30 protein-coding genes and 5 tRNA genes are annotated in these 24,845 nt (G+C 59.9%); 10 read left to right on the top strand and 25 right to left on the bottom strand.

What is annotated here, in order from left to right; all coding sequences use genetic code 11:
- The first annotated feature begins 122 nt into the window (after positions 1-122).
- A complete protein-coding gene (locus GWQ29_RS18285) occupies positions 123-1,118 on the top strand; it encodes a lauroyl-Kdo(2)-lipid IV(A) myristoyltransferase (protein WP_275920014.1) in 996 nt (331 codons plus the stop codon).
- A gap of 178 nt (positions 1,119-1,296) precedes the next feature.
- Complete coding sequence (locus GWQ29_RS18280) at positions 1,297-2,142, top strand: PA4780 family RIO1-like protein kinase (protein WP_275920013.1); 846 nt, start codon at positions 1,297-1,299, stop codon at positions 2,140-2,142.
- A 111-nt stretch (positions 2,143-2,253) separates the two neighbouring features.
- Here GWQ29_RS18280 and GWQ29_RS18275 read toward each other — a convergent pair whose 3' ends face one another.
- The 3 genes from GWQ29_RS18275 to GWQ29_RS18265 form a co-directional block, all read right to left on the bottom strand.
- Positions 2,254-2,769, bottom strand: a complete 516-nt coding sequence (locus tag GWQ29_RS18275; RefSeq protein ID WP_275920012.1) for a GNAT family N-acetyltransferase — start codon at positions 2,767-2,769, stop codon at positions 2,254-2,256.
- Entirely contained in the window at positions 2,766-4,004 is a 1,239-nt protein-coding gene (locus tag GWQ29_RS18270) for a GGDEF domain-containing protein (RefSeq protein ID WP_275920011.1), read from the bottom strand. Before GWQ29_RS18270 ends, GWQ29_RS18275 begins: the two co-directional genes overlap by 4 nt.
- Positions 4,005-4,200: 196 nt before the next feature.
- Positions 4,201-4,692 carry a prolyl-tRNA synthetase associated domain-containing protein gene (locus tag GWQ29_RS18265; RefSeq protein ID WP_005311224.1) on the bottom strand — a complete coding sequence of 164 codons (492 nt, stop codon included), beginning with the start codon at positions 4,690-4,692 and terminating at the stop codon, positions 4,201-4,203.
- Positions 4,693-4,877: 185 nt separating this feature from the next.
- Between GWQ29_RS18265 and GWQ29_RS18260 the strand changes: the two genes are divergently transcribed.
- Entirely contained in the window at positions 4,878-7,298 is a 2,421-nt protein-coding gene (locus GWQ29_RS18260) for a DNA polymerase II (RefSeq protein WP_275920010.1), read from the top strand.
- Between the two features lie 188 nt (positions 7,299-7,486).
- Here GWQ29_RS18260 and GWQ29_RS18255 read toward each other — a convergent pair.
- From GWQ29_RS18255 to GWQ29_RS18220, 8 genes are all read right to left on the bottom strand, one after another.
- A tRNA-Val gene (locus GWQ29_RS18255) sits at positions 7,487-7,563 on the bottom strand.
- 34 nt (positions 7,564-7,597) lie between these two features.
- Positions 7,598-7,674, bottom strand: a tRNA-Val gene (locus GWQ29_RS18250).
- A 17-nt stretch (positions 7,675-7,691) separates the two neighbouring features.
- A tRNA-Val gene (locus GWQ29_RS18245) sits at positions 7,692-7,768 on the bottom strand.
- An 18-nt stretch (positions 7,769-7,786) separates the two neighbouring features.
- Positions 7,787-7,863 (bottom strand) — tRNA-Val (locus GWQ29_RS18240).
- A 13-nt stretch (positions 7,864-7,876) separates the two neighbouring features.
- A tRNA-Val gene (locus tag GWQ29_RS18235) sits at positions 7,877-7,953 on the bottom strand.
- Positions 7,954-8,106: 153 nt separating this feature from the next.
- Complete coding sequence (locus tag GWQ29_RS18230; RefSeq protein ID WP_275920009.1) at positions 8,107-9,153, bottom strand: DUF3080 family protein; 1,047 nt, start codon at positions 9,151-9,153, stop codon at positions 8,107-8,109.
- Positions 9,128-10,480, bottom strand: coding sequence for an MATE family efflux transporter (locus tag GWQ29_RS18225; protein WP_111587791.1), 1,353 nt, complete (start codon positions 10,478-10,480; stop codon positions 9,128-9,130). The genes GWQ29_RS18230 and GWQ29_RS18225 overlap by 26 nt, the downstream gene beginning before the upstream one ends.
- Positions 10,481-10,632: 152 nt before the next feature.
- Positions 10,633-10,839 carry a YaeP family protein gene (locus GWQ29_RS18220; RefSeq protein ID WP_005311233.1) on the bottom strand — a complete coding sequence of 69 codons (207 nt, stop codon included), beginning with the start codon at positions 10,837-10,839 and terminating at the stop codon, positions 10,633-10,635.
- A gap of 130 nt (positions 10,840-10,969) precedes the next feature.
- Here GWQ29_RS18220 and GWQ29_RS18215 point away from each other — a divergent pair, with 130 nt between their 5' ends.
- Positions 10,970-11,587, top strand: coding sequence for a riboflavin synthase subunit alpha (locus GWQ29_RS18215; protein WP_275909838.1), 618 nt, complete (start codon positions 10,970-10,972; stop codon positions 11,585-11,587).
- Positions 11,588-11,670: 83 nt separating this feature from the next.
- On the opposite strand, the gene GWQ29_RS18210 is transcribed toward GWQ29_RS18215, so the two are convergent.
- The 4 genes from GWQ29_RS18210 to GWQ29_RS18195 form a co-directional block, all read right to left on the bottom strand.
- Positions 11,671-11,874, bottom strand: coding sequence for a CPXCG motif-containing cysteine-rich protein (locus GWQ29_RS18210; RefSeq protein ID WP_017412080.1), 204 nt, complete (start codon positions 11,872-11,874; stop codon positions 11,671-11,673).
- A gap of 148 nt (positions 11,875-12,022) precedes the next feature.
- Positions 12,023-12,682 (bottom strand): hexitol phosphatase HxpB, encoded by a 660-nt coding sequence (gene hxpB / locus GWQ29_RS18205; protein ID WP_275920008.1) that lies wholly within the window; start codon positions 12,680-12,682, stop codon positions 12,023-12,025.
- A gap of 106 nt (positions 12,683-12,788) precedes the next feature.
- The gene (gene purT / locus GWQ29_RS18200; protein ID WP_265421744.1) at positions 12,789-13,967 is read right to left on the bottom strand and encodes a formate-dependent phosphoribosylglycinamide formyltransferase; all 1,179 of its coding nucleotides are present in this window, start codon (positions 13,965-13,967) and stop codon (positions 12,789-12,791) included.
- 87 nt (positions 13,968-14,054) lie between these two features.
- Positions 14,055-14,945: a DMT family transporter gene (locus GWQ29_RS18195; protein WP_234576949.1), complete on the bottom strand. Its 891-nt coding sequence runs from the start codon at positions 14,943-14,945 to the stop codon at positions 14,055-14,057.
- A gap of 226 nt (positions 14,946-15,171) precedes the next feature.
- On the opposite strand from GWQ29_RS18195, the gene GWQ29_RS18190 reads away from it, so the two are divergent.
- Positions 15,172-15,759 carry an FMN-dependent NADH-azoreductase gene (locus tag GWQ29_RS18190; RefSeq protein WP_162626193.1) on the top strand — a complete coding sequence of 196 codons (588 nt, stop codon included), beginning with the start codon at positions 15,172-15,174 and terminating at the stop codon, positions 15,757-15,759.
- A gap of 132 nt (positions 15,760-15,891) precedes the next feature.
- On the opposite strand, the gene GWQ29_RS18185 is transcribed toward GWQ29_RS18190, so the two are convergent.
- From GWQ29_RS18185 to GWQ29_RS18170, 4 genes are all read right to left on the bottom strand, one after another.
- A complete protein-coding gene (locus GWQ29_RS18185; RefSeq protein WP_275920007.1) occupies positions 15,892-16,071 on the bottom strand; it encodes a hypothetical protein in 180 nt (59 codons plus the stop codon).
- A 163-nt stretch (positions 16,072-16,234) separates the two neighbouring features.
- Complete coding sequence (locus GWQ29_RS18180; RefSeq protein ID WP_005311248.1) at positions 16,235-16,423, bottom strand: DUF4250 domain-containing protein; 189 nt, start codon at positions 16,421-16,423, stop codon at positions 16,235-16,237.
- Positions 16,420-16,890, bottom strand: coding sequence for a MarR family transcriptional regulator (locus GWQ29_RS18175; RefSeq protein WP_265462130.1), 471 nt, complete (start codon positions 16,888-16,890; stop codon positions 16,420-16,422). The genes GWQ29_RS18180 and GWQ29_RS18175 overlap by 4 nt, the downstream gene beginning before the upstream one ends.
- 170 nt (positions 16,891-17,060) lie before the next feature.
- The gene (locus GWQ29_RS18170) at positions 17,061-18,275 is read right to left on the bottom strand and encodes a UPF0149 family protein (RefSeq protein WP_275920006.1); all 1,215 of its coding nucleotides are present in this window, start codon (positions 18,273-18,275) and stop codon (positions 17,061-17,063) included.
- Between the two features lie 212 nt (positions 18,276-18,487).
- On the opposite strand from GWQ29_RS18170, the gene GWQ29_RS18165 reads away from it, so the two are divergent.
- Together GWQ29_RS18165 and GWQ29_RS18160 are read left to right on the top strand one after the other, a co-directional pair.
- The gene (locus GWQ29_RS18165) at positions 18,488-19,366 is read left to right on the top strand and encodes a S1-like domain-containing RNA-binding protein (RefSeq protein WP_005311254.1); all 879 of its coding nucleotides are present in this window, start codon (positions 18,488-18,490) and stop codon (positions 19,364-19,366) included.
- Positions 19,367-19,678, top strand: coding sequence for a DUF1289 domain-containing protein (locus GWQ29_RS18160; protein ID WP_021139268.1), 312 nt, complete (start codon positions 19,367-19,369; stop codon positions 19,676-19,678).
- 43 nt (positions 19,679-19,721) lie between these two features.
- Here GWQ29_RS18160 and GWQ29_RS18155 read toward each other — a convergent pair whose 3' ends face one another.
- Positions 19,722-20,045, bottom strand: coding sequence for an HI1450 family dsDNA-mimic protein (locus GWQ29_RS18155; RefSeq protein WP_265462126.1), 324 nt, complete (start codon positions 20,043-20,045; stop codon positions 19,722-19,724).
- Positions 20,046-20,187: 142 nt separating this feature from the next.
- Here GWQ29_RS18155 and GWQ29_RS18150 point away from each other — a divergent pair, with 142 nt between their 5' ends.
- Positions 20,188-20,328, top strand: a complete 141-nt coding sequence (locus GWQ29_RS18150) for a hypothetical protein (protein WP_162829730.1) — start codon at positions 20,188-20,190, stop codon at positions 20,326-20,328.
- Between the two features lie 73 nt (positions 20,329-20,401).
- Here the strand turns inward: GWQ29_RS18150 and mtgA are convergent, their stop codons facing one another.
- The 5 genes from mtgA to minC form a co-directional block, all read right to left on the bottom strand.
- A complete protein-coding gene (mtgA, locus tag GWQ29_RS18145; RefSeq protein ID WP_275920005.1) occupies positions 20,402-21,172 on the bottom strand; it encodes a monofunctional biosynthetic peptidoglycan transglycosylase in 771 nt (256 codons plus the stop codon).
- Positions 21,157-21,483 (bottom strand): HI1450 family dsDNA-mimic protein, encoded by a 327-nt coding sequence (locus GWQ29_RS18140; protein ID WP_005311263.1) that lies wholly within the window; start codon positions 21,481-21,483, stop codon positions 21,157-21,159. Before GWQ29_RS18140 ends, mtgA begins: the two co-directional genes overlap by 16 nt.
- A gap of 196 nt (positions 21,484-21,679) precedes the next feature.
- Entirely contained in the window at positions 21,680-21,946 is a 267-nt protein-coding gene (gene minE, locus GWQ29_RS18135) for a cell division topological specificity factor MinE (RefSeq protein ID WP_005311265.1), read from the bottom strand.
- A gap of 2 nt (positions 21,947-21,948) precedes the next feature.
- On the bottom strand, positions 21,949-22,761 hold the full coding sequence (minD, locus tag GWQ29_RS18130) for a septum site-determining protein MinD (protein ID WP_005311266.1): 813 nt from the start codon (positions 22,759-22,761) through the stop codon (positions 21,949-21,951).
- 18 nt (positions 22,762-22,779) lie between these two features.
- Positions 22,780-23,496, bottom strand: coding sequence for a septum site-determining protein MinC (minC, locus tag GWQ29_RS18125; protein WP_005311268.1), 717 nt, complete (start codon positions 23,494-23,496; stop codon positions 22,780-22,782).
- Between the two features lie 106 nt (positions 23,497-23,602).
- On the opposite strand from minC, the gene GWQ29_RS18120 reads away from it, so the two are divergent.
- Both GWQ29_RS18120 and GWQ29_RS18115 read left to right on the top strand, forming a co-directional pair.
- Positions 23,603-23,881: a YcgL domain-containing protein gene (locus tag GWQ29_RS18120; RefSeq protein WP_059167725.1), complete on the top strand. Its 279-nt coding sequence runs from the start codon at positions 23,603-23,605 to the stop codon at positions 23,879-23,881.
- On the top strand, positions 23,881-24,840 hold the full coding sequence (locus GWQ29_RS18115) for a lytic murein transglycosylase (protein ID WP_275920004.1): 960 nt from the start codon (positions 23,881-23,883) through the stop codon (positions 24,838-24,840). The genes GWQ29_RS18120 and GWQ29_RS18115 overlap by 1 nt, the downstream gene beginning before the upstream one ends.
- Positions 24,841-24,845: the final 5 nt, after the last annotated feature.

Here is a 24,845-nt window from a genome sequence, read left to right as displayed (position 1 = left end):
GATCATGGCCCTGCGGGGCCATTTTTATTGGGTACGAGTCTGTGTGTTGGTAAGACCACTGCACCCCAAAGTGGAAAAAATTGTCAGGATAATTAAAATAACCGTTTATTTTCTATGACTTGATGGCGGCGATGTCTTCACACGATCCGGTTTTTGATACCTCATTTCATGCCCGTCTGCTTCATCCGCGCTGGTGGGGCAGTTGGCTGGCGCTTGGTTTTTTGTGTCTGCTGGCATGGGTGCCTCACGGTGTGCGCGGGCGTTTTGCCAATGCCGTGGCCCCGGCCTTGCTGCGACTTTCCAAAAAGCAGGCCTACATTGCCGAGACCAATCTCAAGATCTGTTTTCCCAAGCTGGATGACGCGGGCCGTAAGGCGCTGCTGCTCAAGGCGATCCGGACCGGTCTCAAGGCATTCATGGGCTTTGGCGAGCTGACCCTGCGCAGCTCCGCGCATCTCAAAAGCCGCATCAAGGTACGGGGCTGGGAGCATATAGAGGCGGAGCTGGCCGCCGGGCGCACCATGATACTGGTCGTGCCTCACACCTGGGCGGTGGACATGATTGGCCGCTACCTGACCGATGAGGGGCTTGCGCTCTGTACCATGATGAAGAGCCCGAAAGATCAGGTGTTTGACTGGTATATCAACCGCGAGCGATCCAAAGCCGGCAAGGTGTATGAGCGCAGTGTCGGCATCAAACCGGCCATCAAGTCCATCCGCAGCGGCTACAACTTCTTCTATCTGCCGGATCAGGATCATGGTCGTGAGAAGAGCATCTTCATCCCTTTCTTCGGTCACCCCAAGGCAACGCTGCCGGCCCTGCCCAAGCTGGTGAAGCTGACCGGTGCCCGTGCTGTGCCCATCCTCGCCTGCTATGACGAAGATGAAGAGTGCTACCGGCTTGAGATTGAACCCCCGTTTTATCCATATCCCACGGACGATTTGACCGCCGACGTCAATGCCATGAACCGCATGGTGGAGCAGCAGCTGAGCCAGTATCCAGAGCAGTACATGTGGTTTCTCAAGATCTTCGAAACCCAGGAACATCAAGAAGGGGAGGATGGTCTCTACGAAGAGGGGATTAAGCGGATCCGCAGCGGTCTGCCACCCGAACCCTGAAGGGAAAGACACTGGCTGGCGACCTGAGATGACAGCGGTGACAAGCGCTTGTCCTTTAAGCAGTTTGGTGAGTAAAACAGCGGCAAATGGGGCACCGGAAGGTGCCAAGGAACAGGGATATGCAAGCTGGCCTCATAGGGGCTATCTTCTGAGGCGCAAATAGGGTAAAAGGGCGGCCATGAAAATTCCAAATCGAATCCAACCTCTGGTTGATGACGGCCTGGTCGATGACGTCATCAGCCGGCTGATGAGCGGCAAAGAGGCCGACGTCTATGTGGTGCGCTGCGGCGACGAGATCCGCTGCGCCAAGGTCTATAAAGAGGCGTCCAAGCGCAGCTTCAAGCAGGCCGTGGTGTATCAGGAAGGGCGCAAGGTGCGTAACAGTCGCAGCGCCCGCGCCATGGAGAAAGGCTCCAAGTACGGCCGCAAACAGCACGAAGAGGTGTGGCAGAACACAGAAGTGGATGCCCTGTTCAAGCTGGCGGCAGCTGGCGTGCGGGTACCGCAGCCCTATGTCTGTCTCGACGGTGTGCTCTTGATGGAGCTGATCACCGACGAGGATGGCAATGTGGCGCCCCGTCTCAATGACGTGGCACTCTCACCCGAGCAGGCTGTCATCGATCACGACAAGGTGATCCGCTATGTGGTGCGCATGCTCTGCGCAGGCCTTATCCACGGGGATCTTTCCGAGTTCAACGTGCTGGTGGATGCCCAGGGCCCCGTCATCATAGACCTGCCCCAGGTGGTGGATGCCGCCGCCAACAACCAGGCCAAGGCGATGCTGGAGCGGGACGTCAACAACATGCGCAACTATTACGGCATGTATGCCCCCGAGCTGCTCAATACCCGTTACGCCAAGGAGATGTGGGCCCTGTTTGAAGATGGCAAGCTGACCCCGGAGAGCGAGTTGACCGGCCTGTTCGAGGAGAGCACAGAGGCTATCGATATCGATTCCGTGCTGCACGAGATCGAGAGCGCCGAAGAGGAAGCCCATGCCCGTCTGGCCCGAATGAACGCCGAGTAGGAAGACAGCTACTGATCGCCACTCATCATCACGTCATCAGTCACAGCATGAGCGCCTTCGGGCGCTCATGTTGTTTATGGCTGCCGTTTGACGCGGCATCTGGCTGGCGGCTCAACGCAGGAGCGGGAGGCGGTAAAACCGTACCCAGCAGTCATCCCCTGCATGGTAGCGACGATCCAGCCACTGTCCGTTGGCAGCTTCAATGATCTTGAGGGAGGCTGCATTCGTTTCGTCGCAGCTGATGAGGACGGGGCCGGTCAATACATGTTGTTGCAACCAGCACAGCAGGGTGCGGGCAACGCCCTCACCGCGGCGGGAGGGGCGGGTATCGTAACCTATGTGGCCAAGCCACTGCGCCGTGGCCGGGTTGTCGCCGTGGCGTAGCCGCAGTGTGCCGAGTATCTCCCCCTCCTCAAGTGCAAAGTAGGTAGTGGTGGGCAGATACCCCATGGGCAGATGACGGCCCTCTGAGTGATCGAGCAGGCTTTGCAGCCAGCCGTCAGGGTCAAATTGCGCCACCTGATAGAGCGGTAGACCCGCTTCGCCGCACTCGGTCACATAGCTGCGATAGGCGGGGACATCGTCAGGTTGCGCCGGGCGGCACTCTATGGTCGACGGCCTGTTCACGAGCCAGTGACCAGGGGTTGGAGCAGTTGCGGCTCGCTGTGGTGGGGCTCCTGTACGCAGGTCCGTTGTCGCCCCCCTTGCTTGGCCGCATAGAGCGCCCTGTCCGCTCTGGGGTATGCCTGCTCGAAGCGCTCTCCCGGCTGCAGCGACGTCAGGCCTATGCTCATGCTGATGGGACCGCCAGCGAGCTGCGAGGTGGCCTGGGCGATCCGTTGCTGCAGGGTGTGGCAGTAATGTGGCAGCGTTTGCGGATTTTCCATCAAGAAAATGACCAGCTCGTCTCCCCCCAGTCGCCCCGCTATCCCCTGCCGTGGCAGGGTAGTGCGTATCACCTGACCCACCAGTCGCAACATGGCATCCCCGGCGGGATGACCGTGCCGGTCATTGATCTGCTTGAAGTCATCCAGGTCGATCAGCAACAGCTGACAGGGGTTGGCTCCTGCACTGACCTGCGCCTGTAACAGTTGCTGAAAATAGTGGCGGCTCAGCAGACCGGTCAGCTCATCCTGATTGGCCCGCTGCTCCAGCTCGCGCTGGGTCGCCAATAGTGCCTGCTGCTGGCGGGTATGGACAAGGCTGAGCAACAGATAGCTGCGGGCTATGGTAAAGAGCAGGCTGAGCAGGATCACGGGGCCGAGCAAGGGGTCGGTAAAGGTACTGGCGTTGAGTTCCGGCTGCCAGAGGTGCTTGGCTATCCGGAGCAGCTGCAGCAGCAACTGCAGACCGAGCAGCAGTATGGCAAAGCGCAATACCCGATAGAGGGGGGCCAGACGTTGATAACGCCAGAGCTGCCAGATCAGTACCGCGAATTGCAGGGAGAGCACGGCGGAGAGGACCATGATCCGGCTGTGTACGTCAGACAGGGGGCGCAGGCTGGCTGTCAGGGCAAACAGCACAAATCCGATGAGCGCTATGGCAGGGCAGAGCCAGCCAAGCTGGTCTGCCTCGCGTCGAAAGAAGTGGCGCAAGCCCCGCTCATACAGCAGGGGCGCGGCAAGCAGCAGCAGGTTGGTCAGCAGTATGTTGGCAAGGGAGATATCCCCCTCGAGCGGCCGGAGCAGCAGGCCGCAGAATGAAGCGGCGATAGCCAGTTCGCTGGCAGACCAGTAGAGCAGGCCCCTGATGCGGCGCTGGGTATGCCACACATAGGCAAAAATGACCGCGACCCCGACATGGGACAGCGTGACAAACAGTACCAGACTCAGCAATTGTGCGGAGGAAAACAGATTATGCATCAAGGGTCTCTCAGGGCTCTTCCACCTGTTAACCGCGTCCCGACGTATGAGGTCGATAGCTGGCAGTGCTGGATCACAGCATGAATCCAACCCATTATCAATGGCTTAAGCATCCAGCCATGCATCACTGTGAAGCGACCGCCCTGGCAGCCGCTGATGCGTGTGTGGGGAAAAGCAGCCCCTGATCCGCTGCCCGTCACTCAGCCAGTACTGGCAGGATCATGACGGTGGCTTCTCGGCCCAGATGGGTCAGCAGGCGGCGTACATCGTCCAGCCTGATGAGCAGGGTGGCGGTATTGACCAGGGGATGACACTGCACCTGTTCGGCCTGCCACACTTGCTCATCCACCACCAGTTCAACCGCCTGCTCCGTATCACGCACCATGGCGAGCAGGGTGACGGCACCCGGGGTTAGACCGAGCGCGGCATGCAACCGCTCCGGGGAGCCAAAGCTCAGTCGCTTGACTCCGAGCTTGGCAGCCAGCGCCTTGAGATCGACCCGGCTCTCCTGTGGCGTGACCACCAGAAACAGCCGCTCGCTTTTAGGATCGCGTAAGAACAGGTTCTTGGTCCTGGCGGCTGGCAAGTCAGGCAACAGCTGACTCGCCTCCTCACAGGTAAAGACGGGAGGGTGATCGAATCGCTGGTAGGGAATGACCAGCCGATCCAGCAGGGAATAGAGTGCCACTATGGATTCCTTGTATGGGGTGAACCGGTGCAAGCAGGTATGCCAGTGACAGCACGCTTGCCCACGTGTGCGCGTCTTCGAGCTTACCAGCATGAGCCTTGCGGTGCAGCCTGGCATGACGATTGCGGGCAAGCACTGTATGAACGTACAATACTCCCATCCCAAAACCGGCCCCTTTATCCTGAATGATTGCGACCCAGCCCACCGTGACGACGACCGCTCCTGCAAACGCGCCCCTGGACGGCTTCATCCTGACCCGCCATGGTCGGGACGTGCGCGGACGCACAGAGATAGTGATGTGGCTCTGGAGCGAGCAGGGACCGGTACGGCTGGTGGTGCCCGGGCAGGAGCCTTTGTTCTTCCTGCCACAGAGCCACATGCAGGAAGCGGCCGAGCTGTTCAAGGGCTCAGGCGTGAGCGGGCGGTTTCGGCGCCTGCCCATGCACACCTTCGATGGGCGTGCCGTGGTGGCTTGCTATTTCTCCACCTTGAGCGCTTTTCACCGTGCCATCGAGTTGTTGCTGATCCGCGGGCTGGAGCACTTCGAGGCGGATATCCGGCTGCCGGAGCGGTTTCTGATGGAGCGCTTCATCACAGCCGGAGTCCGCTTTGGCGGCAAAACGGCGCGCAAGGGGGGCAAGCACGGTTACTGGGAGGTGAACGAGGCGCGCTGTGCGCCGCAGGCGGTGACGCCGACGCTCTCCTGGGTATCTCTGGATGTGGAGTGTGCCATGGACGGGGCCCTCTTTTCGGTGGGGCTCTACAGCGAGCAGGATGCCCGCGTCATCATGATAGGCTCCCCCGAGGTCGGCGCGGATGAGTGGAGCACGACCCTGGAGTGGGTGGCGGACGAGAATGCCTTGCTCGGGGCGCTGGAGCAGTGGTTCAGCCAGCATGATCCAGACCTGGTGATCGGCTGGAACGTGGTGAATTTTGACTTTCGGCTGCTGCTGCGCCGCGCCGAGCTCAACAAGCGGCGGCTGCGGCTCGGGCGGGGGCGGGAGCTCTGTTTCTGGCGCTCATCGCGTAACGATCCCCAGACCGGCAATGTCATCATACCGGGGCGCATGGTGCTCGACGGCATAGATACCCTGAAAAGCGCCACCTGGCAGTTTGCCAGTTACAGCCTGGATGCTGTAGCAAGCGAGCTGCTCGGCCGCGGCAAGGATATCGAGGATGTGGCCAATCGGGGGGAGAAGATCACCGAACTGTTCCACTCCGACAAGGAGGCGCTGGCCCGCTACAACCTGGAAGATTGCAGGCTGGTATGGGAGATCTTCGACTACTGCCACCTCATTCCCTTTGCCATCGAGCGGGCTTCCCTTACCGGCCTTGAGCTCGACAGGGTCGGTGGCTCTGTGGCGGCGTTTACCAACCTCTATCTGCCGCGGCTCCATCGCGGTGGCTATGTGGCCCCCAATCTGCCTGCCGACGGCGGGCTGGCAAGCCCCGGCGGCTATGTGATGGACTCCAAACCCGGTCTCTATCGCCACGTACTGGTGCTCGATTTCAAGAGCCTCTATCCCAGCATCATCCGCACTTTTTGTATTGACCCCATGGGGCTGGTGGAGGGGCTGCAGCATCCTGATGAGGCGATCCCCGGCTTTCGCGGCGCCCTCTTCTCCCGTACTCGCCACTTCCTGCCGGATCTCATCGCCACCCTGTGGGCGGCGCGGGACAGGGCCAAGGCGGCCAGCAACAAGGCGCTTTCCCAGGCCATCAAGATCATCATGAACTCCTTCTACGGCGTGCTGGGCTCGGGGGGCTGCCGTTTCTACGACCCCAGGCTTGCTTCTTCCATCACCCTGCGCGGTCACAGCATTATGCAGCAGACTCGGGAGTGGATTGAGGCGCAAGGTTTCGAGGTGATCTACGGCGACACTGACTCCACTTTCGTCCACCTGGCCAGGGAGACAAGCTCGCAGCAGGCCGATGAGATTGGTCATGGTTTGGCGCGGATGATCAACGACAACTGGACGGCACTGATCAAGCGCGAGTTCGACCTGCCCAGTCATCTGGAGATCCAGTACGAGACCCACTACCGCCGCTTTTTGATGCCGACCATTCGCGGGCTGGAGAAGGGCAGCAAGAAGCGGTATGCCGGTCTGGTTGGCAAGGCGAGCGAGGGGACGGAACAACTGGTGTTCAAGGGGCTCGAGTCGGTGCGCACTGACTGGACCATGCTGGCCAAACAGTTCCAGACCAGGCTCTATGAGCTGGTGTTTCACGATGAAGATCCCAGCGGCTATGTGCGCACCATGGTGGATGAGACTCGGGCCGGCTTGCACGATGATCTGCTCATCTACCGCAAGCGGCTGCGCCAGAAGCTGGAGGAGTACCAGAAGAACGTCCCGCCCCATGTGCGGGCGGCACGGCTGGCCGATGAAGAGAACCTGCGCCGGGGCCAGCCCCAGCGCTACCAGCACAGGGGCACCATTTCCTATCTGATGACCCTCAATGGGCCTGAGCCGCTGGAATACAGGCGCAGTGCCATCGACTACGAGCACTACATCGACAAGCAGATCAGACCCATAGCGGATGCCATACTGCCGTTTATCGGCGAGTCATTCGAGCGGATCTGCGGCCAGCAGCTGGATCTGTTCTAGTCCCGTCAGACAGTGTGTTGTGACAGGGCAACGAAGGGGAAGCAGAGAGGTCAGCAAGTTGGGTAGTGAGGCGGCTTATTCAGTACAGCATCAAGGGGAGGGCGCACGGGCCCGGCCTGTTGATCCCGTAGCGATGCAGGTGGCCCTGACATGCAAAAAGCCCGCTCATGGAGCGGGCTTTTTTAATCTGGTGCGTCCTAGTGGATTCGAACCACCGACCCCCACCATGTCAAGGTGATGCTCTAACCAGCTGAGCTAAGGACGCAGGGTGCGCAATGCGACTTCTGTTTGCAGGGGAGTGGTGGGTTTAATTGGATTCGAACCAACGACCCCTACCATGTCAAGGTAGTGCTCTAACCAACTGAGCTATAAACCCACATCTGCAATCTATTATGGTGCGTCCTAGTGGATTCGAACCACCGACCCCCACCATGTCAAGGTGATGCTCTAACCAGCTGAGCTAAGGACGCATACTCGGTATTCTGTGATGGTGCGTCCTAGTGGATTCGAACCACCGACCCCCACCATGTCAAGGTGGTGCTCTAACCAGCTGAGCTAAGGACGCATCACAGAAAAAGTGGTGGGTTTAATTGGATTCGAACCAACGACCCCTACCATGTCAAGGTAGTGCTCTAACCAACTGAGCTATAAACCCACTGCAAGAATCGGTAATGACCGCTTCATGACACCAGCACTGCTGACGTGGTCGGCATACTACCCATGCCCCCAAAGGCTGTCAACAGGCGGTATGCACAAAGGAGACCGTTTGCCGAGTTCTTGCGCAGCCTGTTGATTTTACAGGCACACCCTATCCGGACTTGGGTAGCAGGGGGGGCTTGCCGCCGGGTGCTTCACAGCGCAAAAAGACCCCTTGCCAGGCCTTGGCATGGCGCACTGTGGCGGCGCGAAAATCCAGCCAGACGCGGCTCTCCAGCCCGCTGGCGTAGCTTGTCTGCCATGCCTGCAGGGCTGGCGGGGATGCATTGTCAAACAGGGCGGCCAGGGAAGGGGAAATCTGGCGGAACTGGCGATCAAGCTGAGCCAGCCAGGGTTGCAGCCCCCTGGCATAGTAGTGCGTCATTGCACCCCGCAGACGATCTTGTCGCTGTGGATCCGTGGCCGGGCAGAGTGTGGTGATGGGCAAGGGCTCCAGTTGTGCACTGATCTGATTGAGCCAGGCCGTGGCCAGCGGCAGTGAATAGAGGAGCCGGGGCAGGGCATCCGATCGGTAGAGGCTCTCCAGCGCATCCGTCAACGGAGGCAGGGATGCAGTCACATGGTCGGGACGGGCCACCGCCTCTTGCCAGCGCTGCAACTGACCCAGTGCCTGGCGGGTCTCCTGCAGAGTACTGGTCAGCGACAAGGGGGTTCGTCTGGGGGTCAGTACCCGGCGCAGCTCCGGGGTGCTGACCAGCGCATTCCAGAAGCGATCCGGCAACATGGCCGTTTTTTGTTGTCGAAGGCTGGTCAGCCACTGTGCTACCTCGGGGTCCTGTGTCTTGCAGCGCGCCAGCCCCTGCACCAGTTGCCACTCATAGGCCAGCTGGCTGAAGTTGTCCGTGCTGCGCCCGACAGGGCCGTTGCGTTCGGCCACCAGGGTGCCGAGGCCACACTGGTTGAGGGGCAATATATCGAGCAGGCCAATGCGCAGATCTGGCAGCGGACGCTGCAGTTCCCGCTGGGCGGGGAAGGGCACCAGCGTAATGACGGGAGAGGGAGTGGACGGGAGACTCAGTACATGGGCCACCCTGGTTTGATAGGTGGCAAATTGATCCTCTATGGTGGGGGTACAGCCTGCCAGCTGCATCCCCCACAGCCAGATCAGTCCGTTACGGATGGGCGCCGAAACGGCCATAGATCACCTTGAGACGGGCCCCCAGCATCAGGGCTGCGCCGGTCAGGCCGACGATAAAACCGACCCAGAAGCCCTGCGGCCCCATGCGAGGAACGACCCAGTCGGTCAGTCCCAGCAGCATGCCGGTGGGCAGGCCCAGACCCCAGTAGGCGACTATGGTGACGTAGAAAATCGCCTTGGTGTCCTTGTATCCACGCAGCGCCGCGGCCGCTACCACCTGTACCGAGTCGGAGACCTGATAGATGGCGGCGAAGAACAGCAAGGTAGCCGCCAGCGTGATCACCTGCATGTCATCTGTGTAGATGGTCGCTATCTGTTCACGCAGCAGTACTGTCAGGGCGGCGGTGCAGGCCGCGACCGCCATGCCCAGCATGAGGCCGGTACGGGCCGCGACCCGGGCGTGGTCCGGCAAGCCTTCCCCTATGCTGTGGCCGACCCGGATAGTCACCCCCACACCAATGGAGAGCGGCAGCATGAACACCAGGCTGGAGAAGTTCAGCGCTATCTGGTGGCTCGCTACCGTCTCTGCTCCGAACGGGGCCAGCATCAGGGCCACCACGGTAAACAGGGTCACCTCGCAGAAGATGGCCATGGCAATGGGAAAGCCGAGTCGGAACAGGCGCCAGATCCGGCTGCCATTGGGGCGTGCTAGCTGGGCAAACAGGTTGATCTTCGTGAAGTGAGGGGAGAGTTTCACATAGATGATCATTGCCAGCAGCATGGCCCACAGCACGATGGCGGTGGCCACCCCACAACCGACACCGCCGAGTTTTGGCATGCCAAAATGGCCGTGGATGAAGATGTAGTTGGCGGGAATATTGACCGCCAGCCCGACGAAACCTATCACCATGGTGGGCATGGTGTGGGAGAGTCCCTCACTGAAGTTGCGCAGCACCTGGAACAGCACGAAGGCGGGCAGCCCCCACAAGATGGCATGCAGATAGCCGGCAGTCTTGGTGGCCATGACGGCGTCCACGTCCATGAATTGCAGGGTCAGCGGGCTGAAATAGAGCGCTATCATGGCGATGGGAGTGACCATGAGCGCCAGCCAGAAGCCCTGATGCACGGCCGGGCGGATCTCGTCCCGTTTGCGAGCCCCGTTGAGCTGGGAGACGATGGGGGTGAGCGCCATTATGATGCCCTGCACCAGCAAGATGATCGGCAACCAGAAGCTGGTGGCGACCGACACGGCCGCCAGATCCACGGCGCTGACTTGCCCCGCCATCACGGTATCGACAAAGTTCATGGCGATCTGGGCCACTTGGGCGACCAGAATGGGGCTGGCTAAACGAACGAGCTGCCTCGCCTCGGACCAATAACGTTGCACTGACACCTCCGAGTGGATCAGATAAAAAGAGCAAGAACGGATAACAGGATGGGCTTTTGCCCCCTCACCGGGAGGAGACAAAATGCGGGGGTGTCATTCTAGCCTGAAAGTCGCCCGCCGCGAAACGGTTGGCGGCAGGCTTTCTGCCCGGATCAGGCGTCCTGATGATCGCTGATCAGCAGATTGGCGGCGGCATAGGCGGCTTCCTGGCGCAGTTCGGCCGGCACCCGCTCGTCGGAGGCCACAGCATTGAGGGCCCTGATGGTCGCCGCTATGGCCTGCGGCACATAACCCTGCTCACCTGAGCCAATCTGGTTATAGGCGATGCGAATGGCCTCACAACATTGATATACCTGCATTATTTCTTCCTCATTAACCCGAATGTGAACGCCGTCACTATAGCGATCGGGGGCAAGCTTGTCAGCAGGCGTGCTTGTCTGGGCGGCGGGCCGGGGTTAACCTGCCTTTTTTCGTAGCAGGAGAAGAGACATGTTCACCGGCATAGTGCAGGGGACCGCCGAACTGGTTGCCATCAAAGCGCTTCCCAACTTTCGCACCCATGTGATCCGCATGCCAAGCCTGGCCTGGGGTGAGGGATTGGCGTTGGGGGCCTCCGTGGCCCATAACGGCTGCTGCCTGACAGTCACCCGGGTGGAAGGCGATCTGGTCAGCTTCGATCTGATCCAGGAAACCCTGCGCCTGACCAACCTTGGCACGCTGCAAGAGGGGGACAAGGTCAACGTGGAGCGGGCTGCCCGCTTTGGTGACGAGATCGGCGGTCATACCATGTCTGGCCATATCATGGGCACGGCGGAAGTGATCTCGGTCATAGACACCCCCAACAATCGTCAGGTATGGTATCGCCTTGCCCCCACGCTCATGAAGTACGTGTTGACCAAAGGCTACATCGGCATCGACGGCATCAGCCTGACAGTGGGTGAGGTGCGAGAGAGTGAATTTTGCGTCAATCTGATCCCGGAGACCCTGGCTCGTACCAACCTGGGTTGGGTCAAAGCCGGTTGGCACACCAATATCGAGATCGATCCCCAAACCCAGGCCATCGTCGATACGGTGGAGCGGGTACTGGCTGCGCGCCAGTTGGCCTGACCTGGGCGAAAGCTTCCGACATGCCATGGAAAAGGGCCTGCATTGCAGGCCCTTTTGAACGCTCGAATTTTGATGACTCGCAATCAAAACATCTGCTCGTCGTCTGCATCCACAAACAGTTGCAGGCAGTCACGGGCTTCGTCCAGATGCAGCCGCAGGTGGATGGGGTTGCAACAAGCCATGCAATCTTCGTAGAACTCCTGATCCCCCTGGCTGGCATCCAGCTCGACCCGGGTATGATGGCCACAGTGGGGGCAGACGATACGCTTGCTGGTGTACTCGATCATGGTGACCTCCTCGGGCCCTCGGGCCGCCTATCTTCCCTGATTCTAGTTGGCCGGGAGGGAGTTAACCGCGAGCAAGCGCACGTTTATGGCAGTGGTCAGGGGGAGACGGCGATCTGGTCCCTTTAGTGCCCTCGCTGTCTGCGGGAGCCTATGCCACCCAGCTGGCCAGCGTGGCGGCATTCAACTCACCGAGGGATCTGAGCTGGTGATCGGCAATGGCCAGACGGGGATCGCCGACCAATGCCGGATCCGGTACTATGAGCGCCTTCATGGAGGCCGCCTTGGCCGCCAGCAGGCCGGTGAAGCTGTCTTCAATGGCCAGACAGTGTAGCGGTTCTACCCCGAGTTTTTCCGCCGCGTGTATGTAAACGTCAGGATGCGGTTTGCCGAAGCGCTCCACCTCGGCGGAGTGCACCGCCAGAAAGCGATCGCGAATGCCGAGCTTGCCGAGCACCGCCTCGACCATGGTGAAGGGCGAGGAGGTCGCCAGCCCAATCTTGAGCCCTTGTGCCTCCATCAGTGCCAGCGCCTCCAGCACCCCCTCCTTGGGTTGGCCTTCACTCAGGATCAGGGCAATGACCTGATCCAGGATGCGTTGCATCACCTCTTCCTGGCTGGGGCCCACCCAGGGGCGCAGCCGATACCAGTGTGCCACCAGCTGGTCGATGCGCACGCCTATAGTGGAGTTGCAATCCTCCTCGCTGTGGGGATGACCCAGCCCGGAGAACACGGCCATCTGGGCCCGTTGCCAAAAGGGTTCCGAGTCGATCAGAACACCATCCATATCGAAGATCACGGCAGCTAACATCTTGTACTCCTGACAAATTTGAAGGGGGATTATAAGCCTGACGGGCAAATGCAAAAGGGGCATTGCCATGCCCCTTGCGCCTGATCACGTCAGCAACCGGTTGTGGTCAACAAATCACCTCGACCCGGGCGGCGACCGCCTTGGCTTTTTCCACCGCCTCTTCACACTGCTGCCCACGGGCCAGGGCGACCCCGAGCCGGCGGCGACCGGCGATCTCGGGCTTGCCAAACAACCGCAGCTGGGCGCCCGATACCAATGCCAGCGCCTCCCCAATGCCCTGATAGCGGATGTCCTGACTGTGACCATCCCGCAGCACCACGGCCGAGGCGCTCGGCCCGTACTGGGTGATGGTGCCGATGGGCAGCCCCAGGATGGCGCGTACATGGAGGGCAAATTCGGAGAGATCCTGAGAGATCAGGGTCACCATGCCGGTGTCGTGGGGGCGGGGGGAAACTTCGCTGAACCACACCTCGTCGCCCCTGATGAAGAGCTCGACCCCGAACAGGCCATAACCGCCAAGCGCCCCGACCACCTTGGCGGCGACCTCCTTGGAGCGGGCCAGCGCCAGGGTGCTCATCGCCTGTGGCTGCCAGGATTCGCGGTAGTCGCCATCTTCCTGGCGGTGGCCTATGGGGTCGCAAAAATGAATGCCATCCACGGCCCGCACCGTGAGCAGGGTGATCTCGTACTCGAAGGGGACGAAGCCTTCGACAATCACCTTGCCGCGACCGGCACGGCCACCCTCCTGGGCGTAGGTCCAGCTTTCGTCCAGTTTGGCGAGATCCTGCAGCACGCTCTGACCCTTGCCCGACGAGCTCATCACGGGTTTTACCACGCAGGGCAGGCCGATGGCTTCGACGGCGGCGATGAACTCCTCCTTGCTCTGGGCAAAACGGTAGGGGGAGGTGGGCAGACCCAACTCTTCGGCGGCCAGCCGGCGGATCCCTTCCCGATTCATGGTGAGCTGGGTGGCGCGGGCGTTCGGCACCACCTTGACCCCCTCTTGTTCAAGCTGTGCCAGGGTATCGGTGGCGATGGCCTCGATTTCAGGAATGATGAGATCGGGTTTGACCAGGGTGACCAGGGCGCGCAGGGCATTGCCATCGAGCATGTCCAACACGTGGGCTTGGTGCGCCACCTGCATGGCGGGGGCATTGGGGTAACGGTCGGCGGCGATCACCTCGATCCCGAACCGTTGCAACTCGATGGCGACTTCCTTGCCGAGTTCTCCCGAGCCAAGCAGCAGGGCGCGGGTGGCGCTGGGACGGGTGGCGGTTCCAAACATACGATCTCTCCTGATGTCGATGGTCACAATGTCGCTGTCGCTATTGGCAGCAATAGCAGGCAAAAAAAGAGGCACGCATGGCGTACCTCAGGAAACAGATTGATGGGCGCGCTGCTCCAGATGGGTAAGCAGCGTGATGGCGCCAATGATGATGGCAGCGCCGAGCCACAATCGGCCGGGGGGCGCCCAGCCAAACACCAGCCAGCCTGCCAGCACGTTCATGGGCAGCTTGGCAAAATCAAAGGGTTGTACGAACGAAGCCTCGGCCACGCTGTAGGCGCGGGCGATGGACATCTGGGCCAGTGCCGACAGTACCCCTGACACCGCCACCAGCAGCCACTGGGTTTCGCTCGGCCACTGCCACTCCGGCAGGGCCAGCATGGCGTTGAAGGGGGTGCTGAAGATGAGCAGATAGACCACTATGGTGTGGGATGACTCGCTTGCTGCCTGATAGCGCACCAGCAGGGAGTAACCGGCCCAGAACAGGGCGGCCGCCACCGGCAGCAGGGAGGCCCAGCTGAAATCATCGGTCCAGGGGGCCAGGATCACCATGGCGCCGACAAAGCCCGCCAGGGTTGCCAGAATGCGGGCCCGGCTCACCTGCTCCTTGAGCAGCAGGGCAGAACCCAGGGTTGCGAACAAAGGGGAGGTCATCAAGAGCGCTATCCCCTGCCAGATGGGCACGGGCACCGCCAGCGCCCACAGCCAGAACTGAATGCCGACCACGGCCAGGGCGACTCGCAGCAGGTGCAGACGCAATTGGTTGGTCATCAGAGATTGACGCAGGCCGTGGCGCACCAGCCAGGGCAGCAGACACACCAGAGCGATCAGGTATTGATGAAAGGCAACCTGGGTCGAGGGGAGGCCGAGCTTGAAGCTGACATATTGGCTCAGACTGTTGACGGCGGCAAAGCAGAGGCCTGCCACCATCATCCAGACTGCACCGGCAAAAGGAGAGTGCCTGCGCGAGGGTACCATGGGATCCGGGTCGCTGGAAAAAAGTGCGGCGGATCATAACGGCAATCGTTTGTTCTGCCAAGCATTGGGCAGTTGGCCATGGGGCCGTTGGCGATAGAATGAACTAAGGTCAAAATTTTTGAACAAGTTGAGCATCTATTTTCGCTATCCGCAGAGAAGCTCAATGTTTAGAGTGACCTCCATCGACAGCCAAGCTGTTCAACCGACAACCAAATGGAGTTTCACCATGGCCAATATCCTCGTACTCAAGTCCAGCATCCTGGGCCAATATTCCCAATCCAACGCCCTGATAGACGGCTTCCTGGCTGACCACCCGTCCGACACTGTCACGGTGCGTGATCTGGCGACCCTGAACCTGCCGGTGCTGGACGGTGAGCTGGCCTCGGGTCTGCGCGGTGGTGACAACCTGAACGAACGTCAGCTGGCCGTCATGGCACAATCCGACGAGCTGATCGCCGAACTCAAAGGGAGCGATTTGGTGGTGATTGCCGCCCCCATGTACAACTTCAACATTCCGACCCAGCTGAAAAACTGGATTGACCTGATTGCCCGTGCCGGCGTGACCTTCCGTTACACCGAAACCGGTCCGGTCGGTCTGGTGGAGAACACCCGCGCCCTGGTGATCAGCCCCCGCGGCGGCATGCACGTCGGCAGCGCCACCGATCTGGTGACCCCCTACATGCGCACCGTGCTGGGCTTCATCGGCATCAAGGACGTGGACTTCATCTACGCCGAAGGCATGGGCATGGGTCCGGATGCGCAAGCCAAAGGCATTGAGCAGGCCAAAGGCCAGCTGGAAACCCTTGCACTCTGATCAAGAGACTGGCCATGGCGGGTAAGGCATGGCGCAGTGCCATGCCGTACCAAACAAAACAACGCAGCCCAAGGGCTGCGTTGTTTTTTCTGTGCGGGCGAAGATGAGGTCAACAGGGGCAAAGGGGGCGAGTCAATCCCGAATGAAGCGGCGACAGCCGCTGCCCACCATCAGGCACACGGCAACCAGAGAGCCCAGCAACAAGGTGCTGAGCCACTGCTCGGCGCTGTCAGGCAGACTGGGGGAAAACAAACTGATCATGAGAATGGCGCAGAGGGTGATCAGCGTGGTCTGTCGGGTCAGGATCATCATGGGTCGTCCTTGGCTGGCGTGTCACGGGTCAGAGGCTAACCGCCGTGTATGACAGCTTGATGTATCCATACATGTCGCTGGGTGTCATTCCACGGTGTCATCATCACCATATCAGCTTTTACCGCCGAGGCCAGTGCCGTTGGCCGGGTTGTGATCCGGATCCCTATCTGAACTGTTTCTGATCCGGCAGGTAGTGGAAATCGCCGCTGGCAAGCCTGGCGACCAGGGCCTCCTTGTCGAGATCCTGTGCCTTGCAGAGATCGTCCAGATCATCAAAACGATCACGCAACTGCATATTGACCAGGCTCAGCAGCATGTTGACATCCATGGTGGCGAAATTGTTCAGGTTCATGAGGTGTGCTCGCTATCCAGCAGGTGCAGTTGTTCGATGGCGTCGCTGACACTTTGCAGGTGCAGACGAATGGACTGGCGCGCCTCGGCAGGCAGGTAATCGGTGAGGGTATGCTGCCAGCTGCCCGCTTCGGTCTTGAGCTGCTGGAACAGGGTGAGCCCGGCATGGGTGAGAGAGACCAGGCTGACCCGCTTGTCCTGTTCGCTGCTCTCGGTAAACAGTATCCCCTTCTCCACCAGTCTGTGGATTTCGCGGGAGATCCGCACCTTGTCCATCCCGCTCGCCTCCACCAGCTCTTTCTGGCTGATGGGGTAGTTGGGGCCGAGCACCATCATGAGGCGCCATTGGGGCACCGTCAGCTGATAACGCTGCTGGTAAAACTGCTCAAAGGTATCGCGCACCATCTCGGCGGCGTGAACCAGCTGATAGGGGGGGTAGTGCGCAAGCAGCTCTATGATCTTTGACATATGACATCCTGCTGTGACGGCTGCATCGGGTGCAGTTTCTCTTGATACTTTGACCTTGATGATACGTAACACAAGGGCGTTTGTCTGAACATGCACCAGAGAAATGTGCGGTTGCGCACGTCATACGCCGCAACCGGGTCTGTTCGAAGCTTATTAATACGACTGGCTGCTCAGCCTTTACGCAACCAGATCAAGGCGTTGTGCTTGAGCCAGGCCTCTCGGCTCTGCAGTGTGTAGAGCGCCGCTTCATCGCGACTGCCCGCCTGCCAGCTCTGTGGCTCCTGTTTGGGCAGCTTGCGCTGACCCAGCAGACAGGCCGGAGTATGGGCATTGGCCTTGATGGCGGCGTCCAGCTGCGGCTGAGCCGCCTCGGGGCCGTTACAGACAAATGCCATCAAGGCCCTGTTGTAAAGCAGCCAGCTGGAAGCCTCGTCGAAGCGCACCAGCAAGGCGCGCAGGGCGGCCCAATCCCCTTGCAGGGCATAGAGACTGGAAAGAGGATAACGGCAGCCCAGCTCGTCGGCTACGCAAAGCGCCAACAAGGCCAGATACTCGCTTCTGGCTTGATCCAGTTGACCGAGGCGCAGCAGGCAATCGGCGCGGCCTGCCCTGGCGGCGAGCAGCGGGCGTGCCTCGTGGGCACTCCAGCCGTGGCCAGCCATCTGCTGCCAGAAAGCGGCATCAAACAGCGGCTCGGCATTGTCAATCACCTTGTCAAACCAGCCAAGACGAGCCAGGGGATCGCGGCAGGCATCGGCCAGCTCGAACCACTGCTGCCACTGCTCGGCCTGCTCGCTATCGAGGGCTGCCTGAGTGCCGGGCACAGCTTGATACTCATCCAGTTGCAGCAGCTGGTTGAGCGCCGCCTTCATGTTCTGACGCTGGCGTTTGCAAAATTCCATGAAGGGCAGCTCGCTGCCGGCGGCCGCGTGCAGCATCTGGGCCATGGGCTTGTCGCGAAACAGACTGAGTTCGGCGGCGAGGCTGAAACGGTACTGGGTGGTGGGATCGTTCAGATCCTTGGGCTTGGGCCAGCTGGCAAATCCCTGACTGAAGCCGTAGCACCACTGGCCGAGGGGGTGACTCTGCTCGAACACTTGCTCCGGGCCGTCGGTAGAGAGGCGGCACTGGCTTGGCAAGGCCAGCTGGGCCTCGTCGGCCTGAGCTTCCAGCTCGGCGATCAGATGGTGCAGCGCCTCTGCGCTCTTCTCATCCAGTTCGGCGTCATGTGGCAACAGACCGGCCAGCGGGGCCTGCCAGTCAGGGGCATCCGGCCCCACCAGACGGGCGCACAGAAAACCGTGCAGCGCCGGGTAGGTCATGTCCTGCCCACTGTGGGTCTGGATCCATTGATTGAGATGACGGGTACGAGTGGATGGATTCATCGACAGTTCCTCAGGATTTGAACAGCGGCGCAGTCTACCCAAAAGTGGGGGTATTTGCAGTAAAGCACCGGCCGAATGACGATTATATCGCCATAAACCGTGAAAACGGCCTCGAAAATCATGCGGGAGCAGGGCAAGGGGCTAGGCCCTGTTGCCGCTCTTGGGGTAACATGCGCGCCCATACGGGCAATGAAAAATTGACCATCCGGATAATGAAAGAAGAGATCAGCATGTTACAGATTGGCAAGATGAACACCCTCACCGTAATCGAGCTCGAAGACAGGGGCGCCTGGCTGGCGGCCGACGAATATGGCGAGCTGCTGCTGCCCAAGCGTCAGCTGCCGGAAGGGGTGGCTGAAGGTGACGGTGTGGAGGTCTTCCTCTATCTGGATGCCGACTGTGAGCCTGTGATCACCACCGACAAGCCGTTTGCCATGGTGGGCGACATAGTCGGTCTCAAGGTGGTCAATGCCAACAAGATCGGTGCCTTCCTTGACTGGGGCATGAAAAAAGATCTGTTTGTGCCGACCCGTGAGCAGAACAAGCCGATGCAGGTGGGCCACGTCTATCTGGTGCATCTGATGCTCGACAACGAAGGCCGCATGGTAGGTACCAGCCGGCTGGAGCGGTTCCTGCGCACCGATAACCCCCCCTTCAAGGCTGGTGACGAGGTAACAGCACTGCCGGGTGAGCATACTCCGCTTGGCATCAAGGCGATCGTCAACGGTGAATATTCCGGCATGCTGTTCAAGAACGAGGTATTTGGCCGGGTGATGACGGGCCGACCGCTGACCGCCTGGGTCAAGCAGGTACGTGACGACGGCAAGCTGGACTTGACCCTGCAAAAGCCGGGCATGGATCGGATGGACGATGCCGGTGGCCGGATCCTGACCCGGCTGATGAAGCAGGGTGGCAGTCTGGCGGTGGGGGACAAGAGCGAACCCGAGCTCATCTACAAGCTGTTCAACATGAGCAAGGGCACCTTCAAGAAGGCCATCGGCGGCCTCTACAAGCAGGGCAAAATCGTCATCGAAGACAACTGCATCACCCTGGTTGCCACAGATACCGACTCGGCAGTGGACAGCGAGTAAGTGCCGAGCCCCTGTATCGGCCATTGTCAGGCCAAGGACGGGCTTTGCCTCGGCTGTGGCCGTACCCTGACCGAGATTGGTCACTGGTCGGCTATGGAGAGCGACGCCCAGCTGGCCGTGATGGCAGAGCTGGATGGCTCGAAAAGCACCCATGCGTGCCCTGGTTGTGGCGAGCCGGCATTTTGCGCCGTGTCGGCCGGTGCAACAATCGCACAGTGCTGGTGCAGCCAGTTGCCTGCTCTGCCCATGAGCGAGGCCAGCGCCTGCTGGTGTCGCCGCTGTCTGGCCAAGGCCATTGCAGCGCAGCCCTGAGCGGGGCATACCAGAAAAGAGAAAGGCGCCGAGGGCGCCTTTTTTATGCCTGTTGCTGGCGATGCCAGCGCACATGGACACCGTGCTCGTTGAGATAGCGGGGCAGCAGGAAGGTGGCGTAGATCACCTCAAACTCATCCTGATGGTCCAGCAAACCAACCCACACCTCGACCCAAGACTCCATGTCGACTGGTACACCGAGTTCGGTTGACCAGTCTCCATTGGGCAGGGTCGCCTCGACGGCGCCACGCTGTTCGAACTCCAGTGTGATGTCGACGATTTGTTCGGGGGCCAGCATGTCTGCGGCCTGCTCAAGAAACTGATCATAGGCCCATTCGACCAGCTGATCCGGGGTACGTTGTTCCATGAAATCACTCCAGATACATCGAGGTTCGCTACTGTAGCAAGTATTGGCGGTGGCGGCCAGACCGGTGCGGATACCGATCCGCCACCTGTCCAACGGCGCGGGTAGAAGGTATGGTTGAAGGGGGATCCACTGGAGGGGTGTCATGAAGCGACGAGTGCGGCGGCAGCAGATCAAACGACGACGGGAGGCCTGGTGGTGGCACTATCTGCCGCTGCACCAGAGCACGGTGGGCGGTCATCTGGGCCCGCCGGCAGAGACATTGCCGGCTGACCCCGATCCCTGATAGATGACTCTGATGCGCTCAGGGGCGATGTACGGCCATCGGGCATTGGTAGAAGTGGCTCTGTGCCCGATGCTCAATCGTCCTTGTATACCTTGTTGAGGGTAGCCTGGCCAAGTTGACCCATCTGGCGACGGATCCAGGCAGAGCGTTGCTGAACATAGGGGGAGGGAGGCTGGACCCGGTAGCGCCAGGGATTGGGCAGGGCGGCAGCCAGCAGAGAAGCCTCGTAACGAGTCAAGCGGGCGGCCGATTTGCCAAAATAGTGCTTGGCGGCGGCCTCGGCGCCATAGATGCCGGGGCCGAACTCCACGATATTGAGATAGACCTCGAGGATGCGGGATTTGTCCCAACCCAGCTCCATCAGCAGGGTAAACCAGGCCTCGATCCCCTTGCGCAGGAAGCTGCGATCGCTCCACATGAAGAGATTCTTGGCTGTCTGCTGGCTCAGCGTGCTGGCGCCACGTACCCGCTTGCTGCGCTGGTTGTGCTTGAGTGCCGAGCTGATGGCATCCATGTCAAAGCCGCTATGGTCGGCAAAGCGCTGATCCTCTGCGGCGATCACCGCCAGTTGCAGTTCCCGCGAAATGCGAGCTATGGGCACCCAGTCATGCTTGACCACGGCTATCTTGGCGGGCGGAAACAGGGCCCGTTCGATGCGCCAGGTCCACATGGGGGGATCGATGAAGCGCAGCAGCACCACCGAGACGATGGAGCCGAGCAGGACTGCCGCCAGCAGCTTGCCGAGCCAGCTCAGCATGCGCCGTCCCAGAGCCGGACGTGCCGGCTCGGGGGCATAATAGCGGGGACGCAGATCATCGGGATCCGGAATTATTGGGGCAACCATTCGATGTGGCAGAACTTCTCGTCAACACGGCGGGAGAGCAGCATGCGGGCAAACAGGTGCTCATATTCTTGTTCGGCATTACCAAGCCCGATCCAGATCTCGGCATACTCGGTATCGCTTACGGCAAATCCCACGTCCGCTTCCCAGTCATCGGCCGGATCGGTTTCCGCCAGCAGGCCGCGACTGTTGAACTCCCGGTTGAAGACGGCAATCTCCTGCTCCGGCAAGTTGTCGGAGGCCAGCTCCATGAAAAGTTCGAGTGCGGTGTCGAGCAGTTCCTCGACGCTGTGCATTTCATCGTTCAAAGACATAGATCGTCCGTTCCAGATAATAAAAATGAGACGCCCCGTCGGCAAAGCCGAACAGTGGCGCGCGGTATTCTAGCTGGCCCCCTCTTCCTTGGCGAGATCAGGCGTGTGGCCCGCCCTGTTTGCGGCAATAAAAAACCGGACCCTGGTACAGGATCCGGTCTTCATTGGGGGAAGGGGTCACGCATGTGGCGTCAGCTCATCCCTTTTTGTCATCGGCGAAGGTGATGTTGAGCTCCAGCACAGACAGCTCATCACTCTTCTTGTCCAGCTGGACCGTGATCTTGTCAGGGTCGATCTGCACATACTTGCGGATCACATCCAGCAGGTCCTGCTTGAGCTGGGGCAGGTAATCCGGCCCCCCTCTGGATGAACGCTCGTGCGCGACTATGATCTGCAACCGCTCTTTGGCCAGTTGTGCGGTGTTTTGTTTCTTGTTGGAACGAAAATAATCCAATAATGACATGTTTAACTCCCGAACAGTCGGCTAAAGAAGCCCTTCTTTTCTTCTTCCAGAAAACGAAAATCCTTGGTGTCGCCCAACAGGCGGGCAACGGCATCCTCATAGGCCTGACCGGCATCGGACTCCTTGTCCAGAATGACCGGCTCCCCCGAGTTGGAGGCGCGCAGCACAGCCTGGGACTCCGGGATCACCCCGAGCAGCTTGATGGCCAGGATATCCTGTACATCCTGTACGCTCAGCATGTCGCCACGGTTGACGCGGGTCGGGCAGTAGCGGGTGAGCAGCAGGTGTTCCTTGATCGGGTCTTCGCCGCGCTCGGCACGACGGGACTTGGAGGCCAGGATGCCAAGGATGCGATCCGAGTCACGCACGGAAGAGACTTCCGGGTTGGTGGTGACGATGGCCTCGTCGGCGAAGTAGAGCGCCATCAGGGCACCCGCTTCGATCCCGGCTGGGGAGTCGCAGACGATGTAATCAAACTTCATTTCCGCCAGCTGATCCAGGATCTTCTCGACCCCTTCATGGGTCAGGGCGTCCTTGTCCCGGGTCTGGGACGCGGGCAGGATGAACAGATTTTCGCAGCGTTTGTCCTTGATGAGGGCCTGATTGAGGTTGGCCTCACCGTTGATCACATTGACGAAGTCATACACCACGCGCCGCTCGCAGCCCATGATGAGATCCAGATTTCTCAGACCGATGTCAAAATCGATGACCACAGTCTTGTGGCCACGCTGAGCCAAACCTGTACTCAGGGCCGCGCTGGTTGTGGTCTTGCCAACGCCACCTTTACCCGATGTAACGACTATGATTCGCGCCATTCTCGCTTCCTTGTAACTCTATTTGATATGGTCTATTCGGAGTTGTTCGTTATCCAGCCGGACATGCACCGGCTGTTGTATCAGGCCTGCCGGCAGTGCATCGCTCAGTTGGAACGTGCCTGCGATGGATAGCAGCTCGGCCTGCAATTGCTGGCAATAGATCCGTGCCTGGGTGTTGCCCTTGGCACCGGCAATGGCCCTGCCACGCAGGGCGCCATAAATATGTATGCTGTCGTCGGCGATGACTTCGGCCCCCTGGCTCACCGAGCCCAGTATCACCAGCGAGGTGCCGGCGGCGTAGAGCTGTTGGCCGGAACGCACGGGGCCCACGTGCACCTTGCTCGGCACCAGAGGCGCCGGCGCGGCCTTCACCTCGGCCACCGGAGACGGGGTGGGTTCCGGCAGTGGCAGCGGCTCGACCTTGCGGCTCTTGCCAGAGGCCATTACCGCCAGCCCCGCGGCCTTGGCTGCCGTCTTCATTGCCTCATCCCTGGCGCCCGTGATCCCGACCAGCACGAAGTCCTCTGATTCGACCAGCCCTTTGAGCTGGTCAAAATCGGGGATATCCGCGAGTCGTTCCACATTGATGACGAGGGGGGCACAATTAAAAAACTGAGGCGCTTGGGCGACTTTTGCCGCCAGTAACTGACGGATCCGCTCAGGCTTGCCATCGCTGATATGCAACACAGAAATAGTGAAGGTAGTCCCTTTCAATTCGTTATCGCGCTCAACCATGATCTTCCCCGAGACAGAGACGGTAATCCGTTATTGTTATTCAATTCCTGATGTTATAGTTTGCCACCATCAGAGGCAATAAACCCGTCGGATTATATCAACTTCCATGTTATGTGCAGTCTATAAAAGTCGTAAAAAAGCCGAGACCTATCTTTTTGTTGAAAGAAGAGAGGATTTCTCCCGCGTACCCGAGGTACTGATGAGTACATTTGGTCGTCCCGAGCTGGTATTGATGACCAAGCTGGATCCAGCCAAGCCCCTTGGGATCGCCTCGACCAGCCGGGTCATGGAGGCGCTCGGCAGTCAGGGCTTCTACCTGCAGGTGCCACCGCCGCCCGAAAATCTGCTGGAACAGCACAAGGCACAATTAAAGGTCAGCCGCTGATGAAGGGTCAGCTGGCACTGTTATTACTGGGGGGACTGTTAAGTACTCCGTTGCAGGCCAGCCCCGATTTTGAGCGTTACGTGATTGGCCTCAAACAGGAAGCACTGGCGGCCGGTATCAAGGCCGAGACAGTGGCGGCTGCGTTTGCCGATATTCGGGTCATCGAACCTGCCATCAAGCACGATAAAAACCAGCCGGAATTTAAAGTGACGCTGGACACTTATATTCCCCGTGCGGTCCCGCAGTGGAAAGTCAATCAGGCCAGGGCCCTATATCGTCAGCATTTGCCGCTGCTCACAAAAATAGGGGCAGAATATGACGTACAACCGCGCTTTATTGTCGCCTTGTGGGGCGTCGAAACCAATTTCGGTAAATTGACCGGTAAATTCCCGCTCATTTCTTCGCTGGCCACGCTGGCCTGGGATGGTCGACGTGAGGCATTTTTCAAAGGGCAGCTGTTTGATGCCCTGCATATCATAGAGCAGGGACATGTGACCCCTGCGGCCTTCAAGGGTTCCTGGGCCGGTGCCATGGGGCAGGTGCAGTTCATGCCATCTTCCTTCCTCAAATACGCAGTCGATCAGGATGGTGACGGCAAGAAGGATTTGTGGGGCAATCTCGCGGATGTGTTTGGTTCGGCAGCCAATTATCTGCATCAGAATGGCTGGCACGGGGATGAAACCTGGGGCCGTCAGGTCAAGGTGCCCAAGACGCTGGATCCCGCCTTGCTCGGGCTGGAACAGTCCAGGCCGTTATCGGCGTGGCAGACACTGGGCGTGAGGCAGCTCGATGGCACAGCCTTGCCCCGCGCCGAGATAGAGGCTTCCCTGGTTCGCCCCGACGATGTGGAAGGGCGCGCCTATCTGGCTTATCCCAACTATCTGGTACTGCGCCACTGGAATCGCTCCCACTATTTCGTGGTGGCGGTGGGAACTCTGGCCGATCGTATCGTGGAGTAGCTGGT

It is taken from the genome of Aeromonas sp. 2HA2, from assembly GCF_029237345.1.
Lineage (GTDB): Bacteria > Pseudomonadota > Gammaproteobacteria > Enterobacterales > Aeromonadaceae > Aeromonas > Aeromonas salmonicida.
This window is presented reverse-complemented; position numbering and strand designations above follow the sequence as displayed.

What these genes read in the sequence shown, in the direction of transcription:
- GWQ29_RS18170 (WP_275920006.1), bottom strand. Translation starts at nt 18,275, where the DNA reads ATGAATCCATCCACTCGTACCCGTCATCTCAATCAATGGATCCAGACC.
- minE (WP_005311265.1), bottom strand. Translation starts at nt 21,946, where the DNA reads ATGTCATTATTGGATTATTTTCGTTCCAACAAGAAACAAAACACCGCA.
- GWQ29_RS18230 (WP_275920009.1), bottom strand. Translation starts at nt 9,153, where the DNA reads ATGGCCGTTTCGGCGCCCATCCGTAACGGACTGATCTGGCTGTGGGGG.
- GWQ29_RS18140 (WP_005311263.1), bottom strand. Translation starts at nt 21,483, where the DNA reads ATGTCTTTGAACGATGAAATGCACAGCGTCGAGGAACTGCTCGACACC.
- mtgA (WP_275920005.1), bottom strand. Translation starts at nt 21,172, where the DNA reads ATGGTTGCCCCAATAATTCCGGATCCCGATGATCTGCGTCCCCGCTAT.
- GWQ29_RS18210 (WP_017412080.1), bottom strand. Translation starts at nt 11,874, where the DNA reads ATGATCGAGTACACCAGCAAGCGTATCGTCTGCCCCCACTGTGGCCAT.
- GWQ29_RS18120 (WP_059167725.1), top strand. Translation starts at nt 23,603, where the DNA reads ATGTTATGTGCAGTCTATAAAAGTCGTAAAAAAGCCGAGACCTATCTT.
- minD (WP_005311266.1), bottom strand. Translation starts at nt 22,761, where the DNA reads ATGGCGCGAATCATAGTCGTTACATCGGGTAAAGGTGGCGTTGGCAAG.
- GWQ29_RS18150 (WP_162829730.1), top strand. Translation starts at nt 20,188, where the DNA reads ATGAAGCGACGAGTGCGGCGGCAGCAGATCAAACGACGACGGGAGGCC.
- GWQ29_RS18165 (WP_005311254.1), top strand. Translation starts at nt 18,488, where the DNA reads ATGAAAGAAGAGATCAGCATGTTACAGATTGGCAAGATGAACACCCTC.
- hxpB (WP_275920008.1), bottom strand. Translation starts at nt 12,682, where the DNA reads ATGTTAGCTGCCGTGATCTTCGATATGGATGGTGTTCTGATCGACTCG.
- GWQ29_RS18155 (WP_265462126.1), bottom strand. Translation starts at nt 20,045, where the DNA reads ATGGAACAACGTACCCCGGATCAGCTGGTCGAATGGGCCTATGATCAG.
- GWQ29_RS18220 (WP_005311233.1), bottom strand. Translation starts at nt 10,839, where the DNA reads ATGCAGGTATATCAATGTTGTGAGGCCATTCGCATCGCCTATAACCAG.
- GWQ29_RS18280 (WP_275920013.1), top strand. Translation starts at nt 1,297, where the DNA reads ATGAAAATTCCAAATCGAATCCAACCTCTGGTTGATGACGGCCTGGTC.
- GWQ29_RS18195 (WP_234576949.1), bottom strand. Translation starts at nt 14,945, where the DNA reads ATGGTACCCTCGCGCAGGCACTCTCCTTTTGCCGGTGCAGTCTGGATG.
- GWQ29_RS18175 (WP_265462130.1), bottom strand. Translation starts at nt 16,890, where the DNA reads ATGTCAAAGATCATAGAGCTGCTTGCGCACTACCCCCCCTATCAGCTG.
- minC (WP_005311268.1), bottom strand. Translation starts at nt 23,496, where the DNA reads ATGGTTGAGCGCGATAACGAATTGAAAGGGACTACCTTCACTATTTCT.
- GWQ29_RS18285 (WP_275920014.1), top strand. Translation starts at nt 123, where the DNA reads ATGGCGGCGATGTCTTCACACGATCCGGTTTTTGATACCTCATTTCAT.
- GWQ29_RS18270 (WP_275920011.1), bottom strand. Translation starts at nt 4,004, where the DNA reads ATGCATAATCTGTTTTCCTCCGCACAATTGCTGAGTCTGGTACTGTTT.
- GWQ29_RS18190 (WP_162626193.1), top strand. Translation starts at nt 15,172, where the DNA reads ATGGCCAATATCCTCGTACTCAAGTCCAGCATCCTGGGCCAATATTCC.
- GWQ29_RS18215 (WP_275909838.1), top strand. Translation starts at nt 10,970, where the DNA reads ATGTTCACCGGCATAGTGCAGGGGACCGCCGAACTGGTTGCCATCAAA.
- GWQ29_RS18115 (WP_275920004.1), top strand. Translation starts at nt 23,881, where the DNA reads ATGAAGGGTCAGCTGGCACTGTTATTACTGGGGGGACTGTTAAGTACT.
- GWQ29_RS18180 (WP_005311248.1), bottom strand. Translation starts at nt 16,423, where the DNA reads ATGAACCTGAACAATTTCGCCACCATGGATGTCAACATGCTGCTGAGC.
- GWQ29_RS18260 (WP_275920010.1), top strand. Translation starts at nt 4,878, where the DNA reads ATGATTGCGACCCAGCCCACCGTGACGACGACCGCTCCTGCAAACGCG.
- purT (WP_265421744.1), bottom strand. Translation starts at nt 13,967, where the DNA reads ATGTTTGGAACCGCCACCCGTCCCAGCGCCACCCGCGCCCTGCTGCTT.
- GWQ29_RS18185 (WP_275920007.1), bottom strand. Translation starts at nt 16,071, where the DNA reads ATGATGATCCTGACCCGACAGACCACGCTGATCACCCTCTGCGCCATT.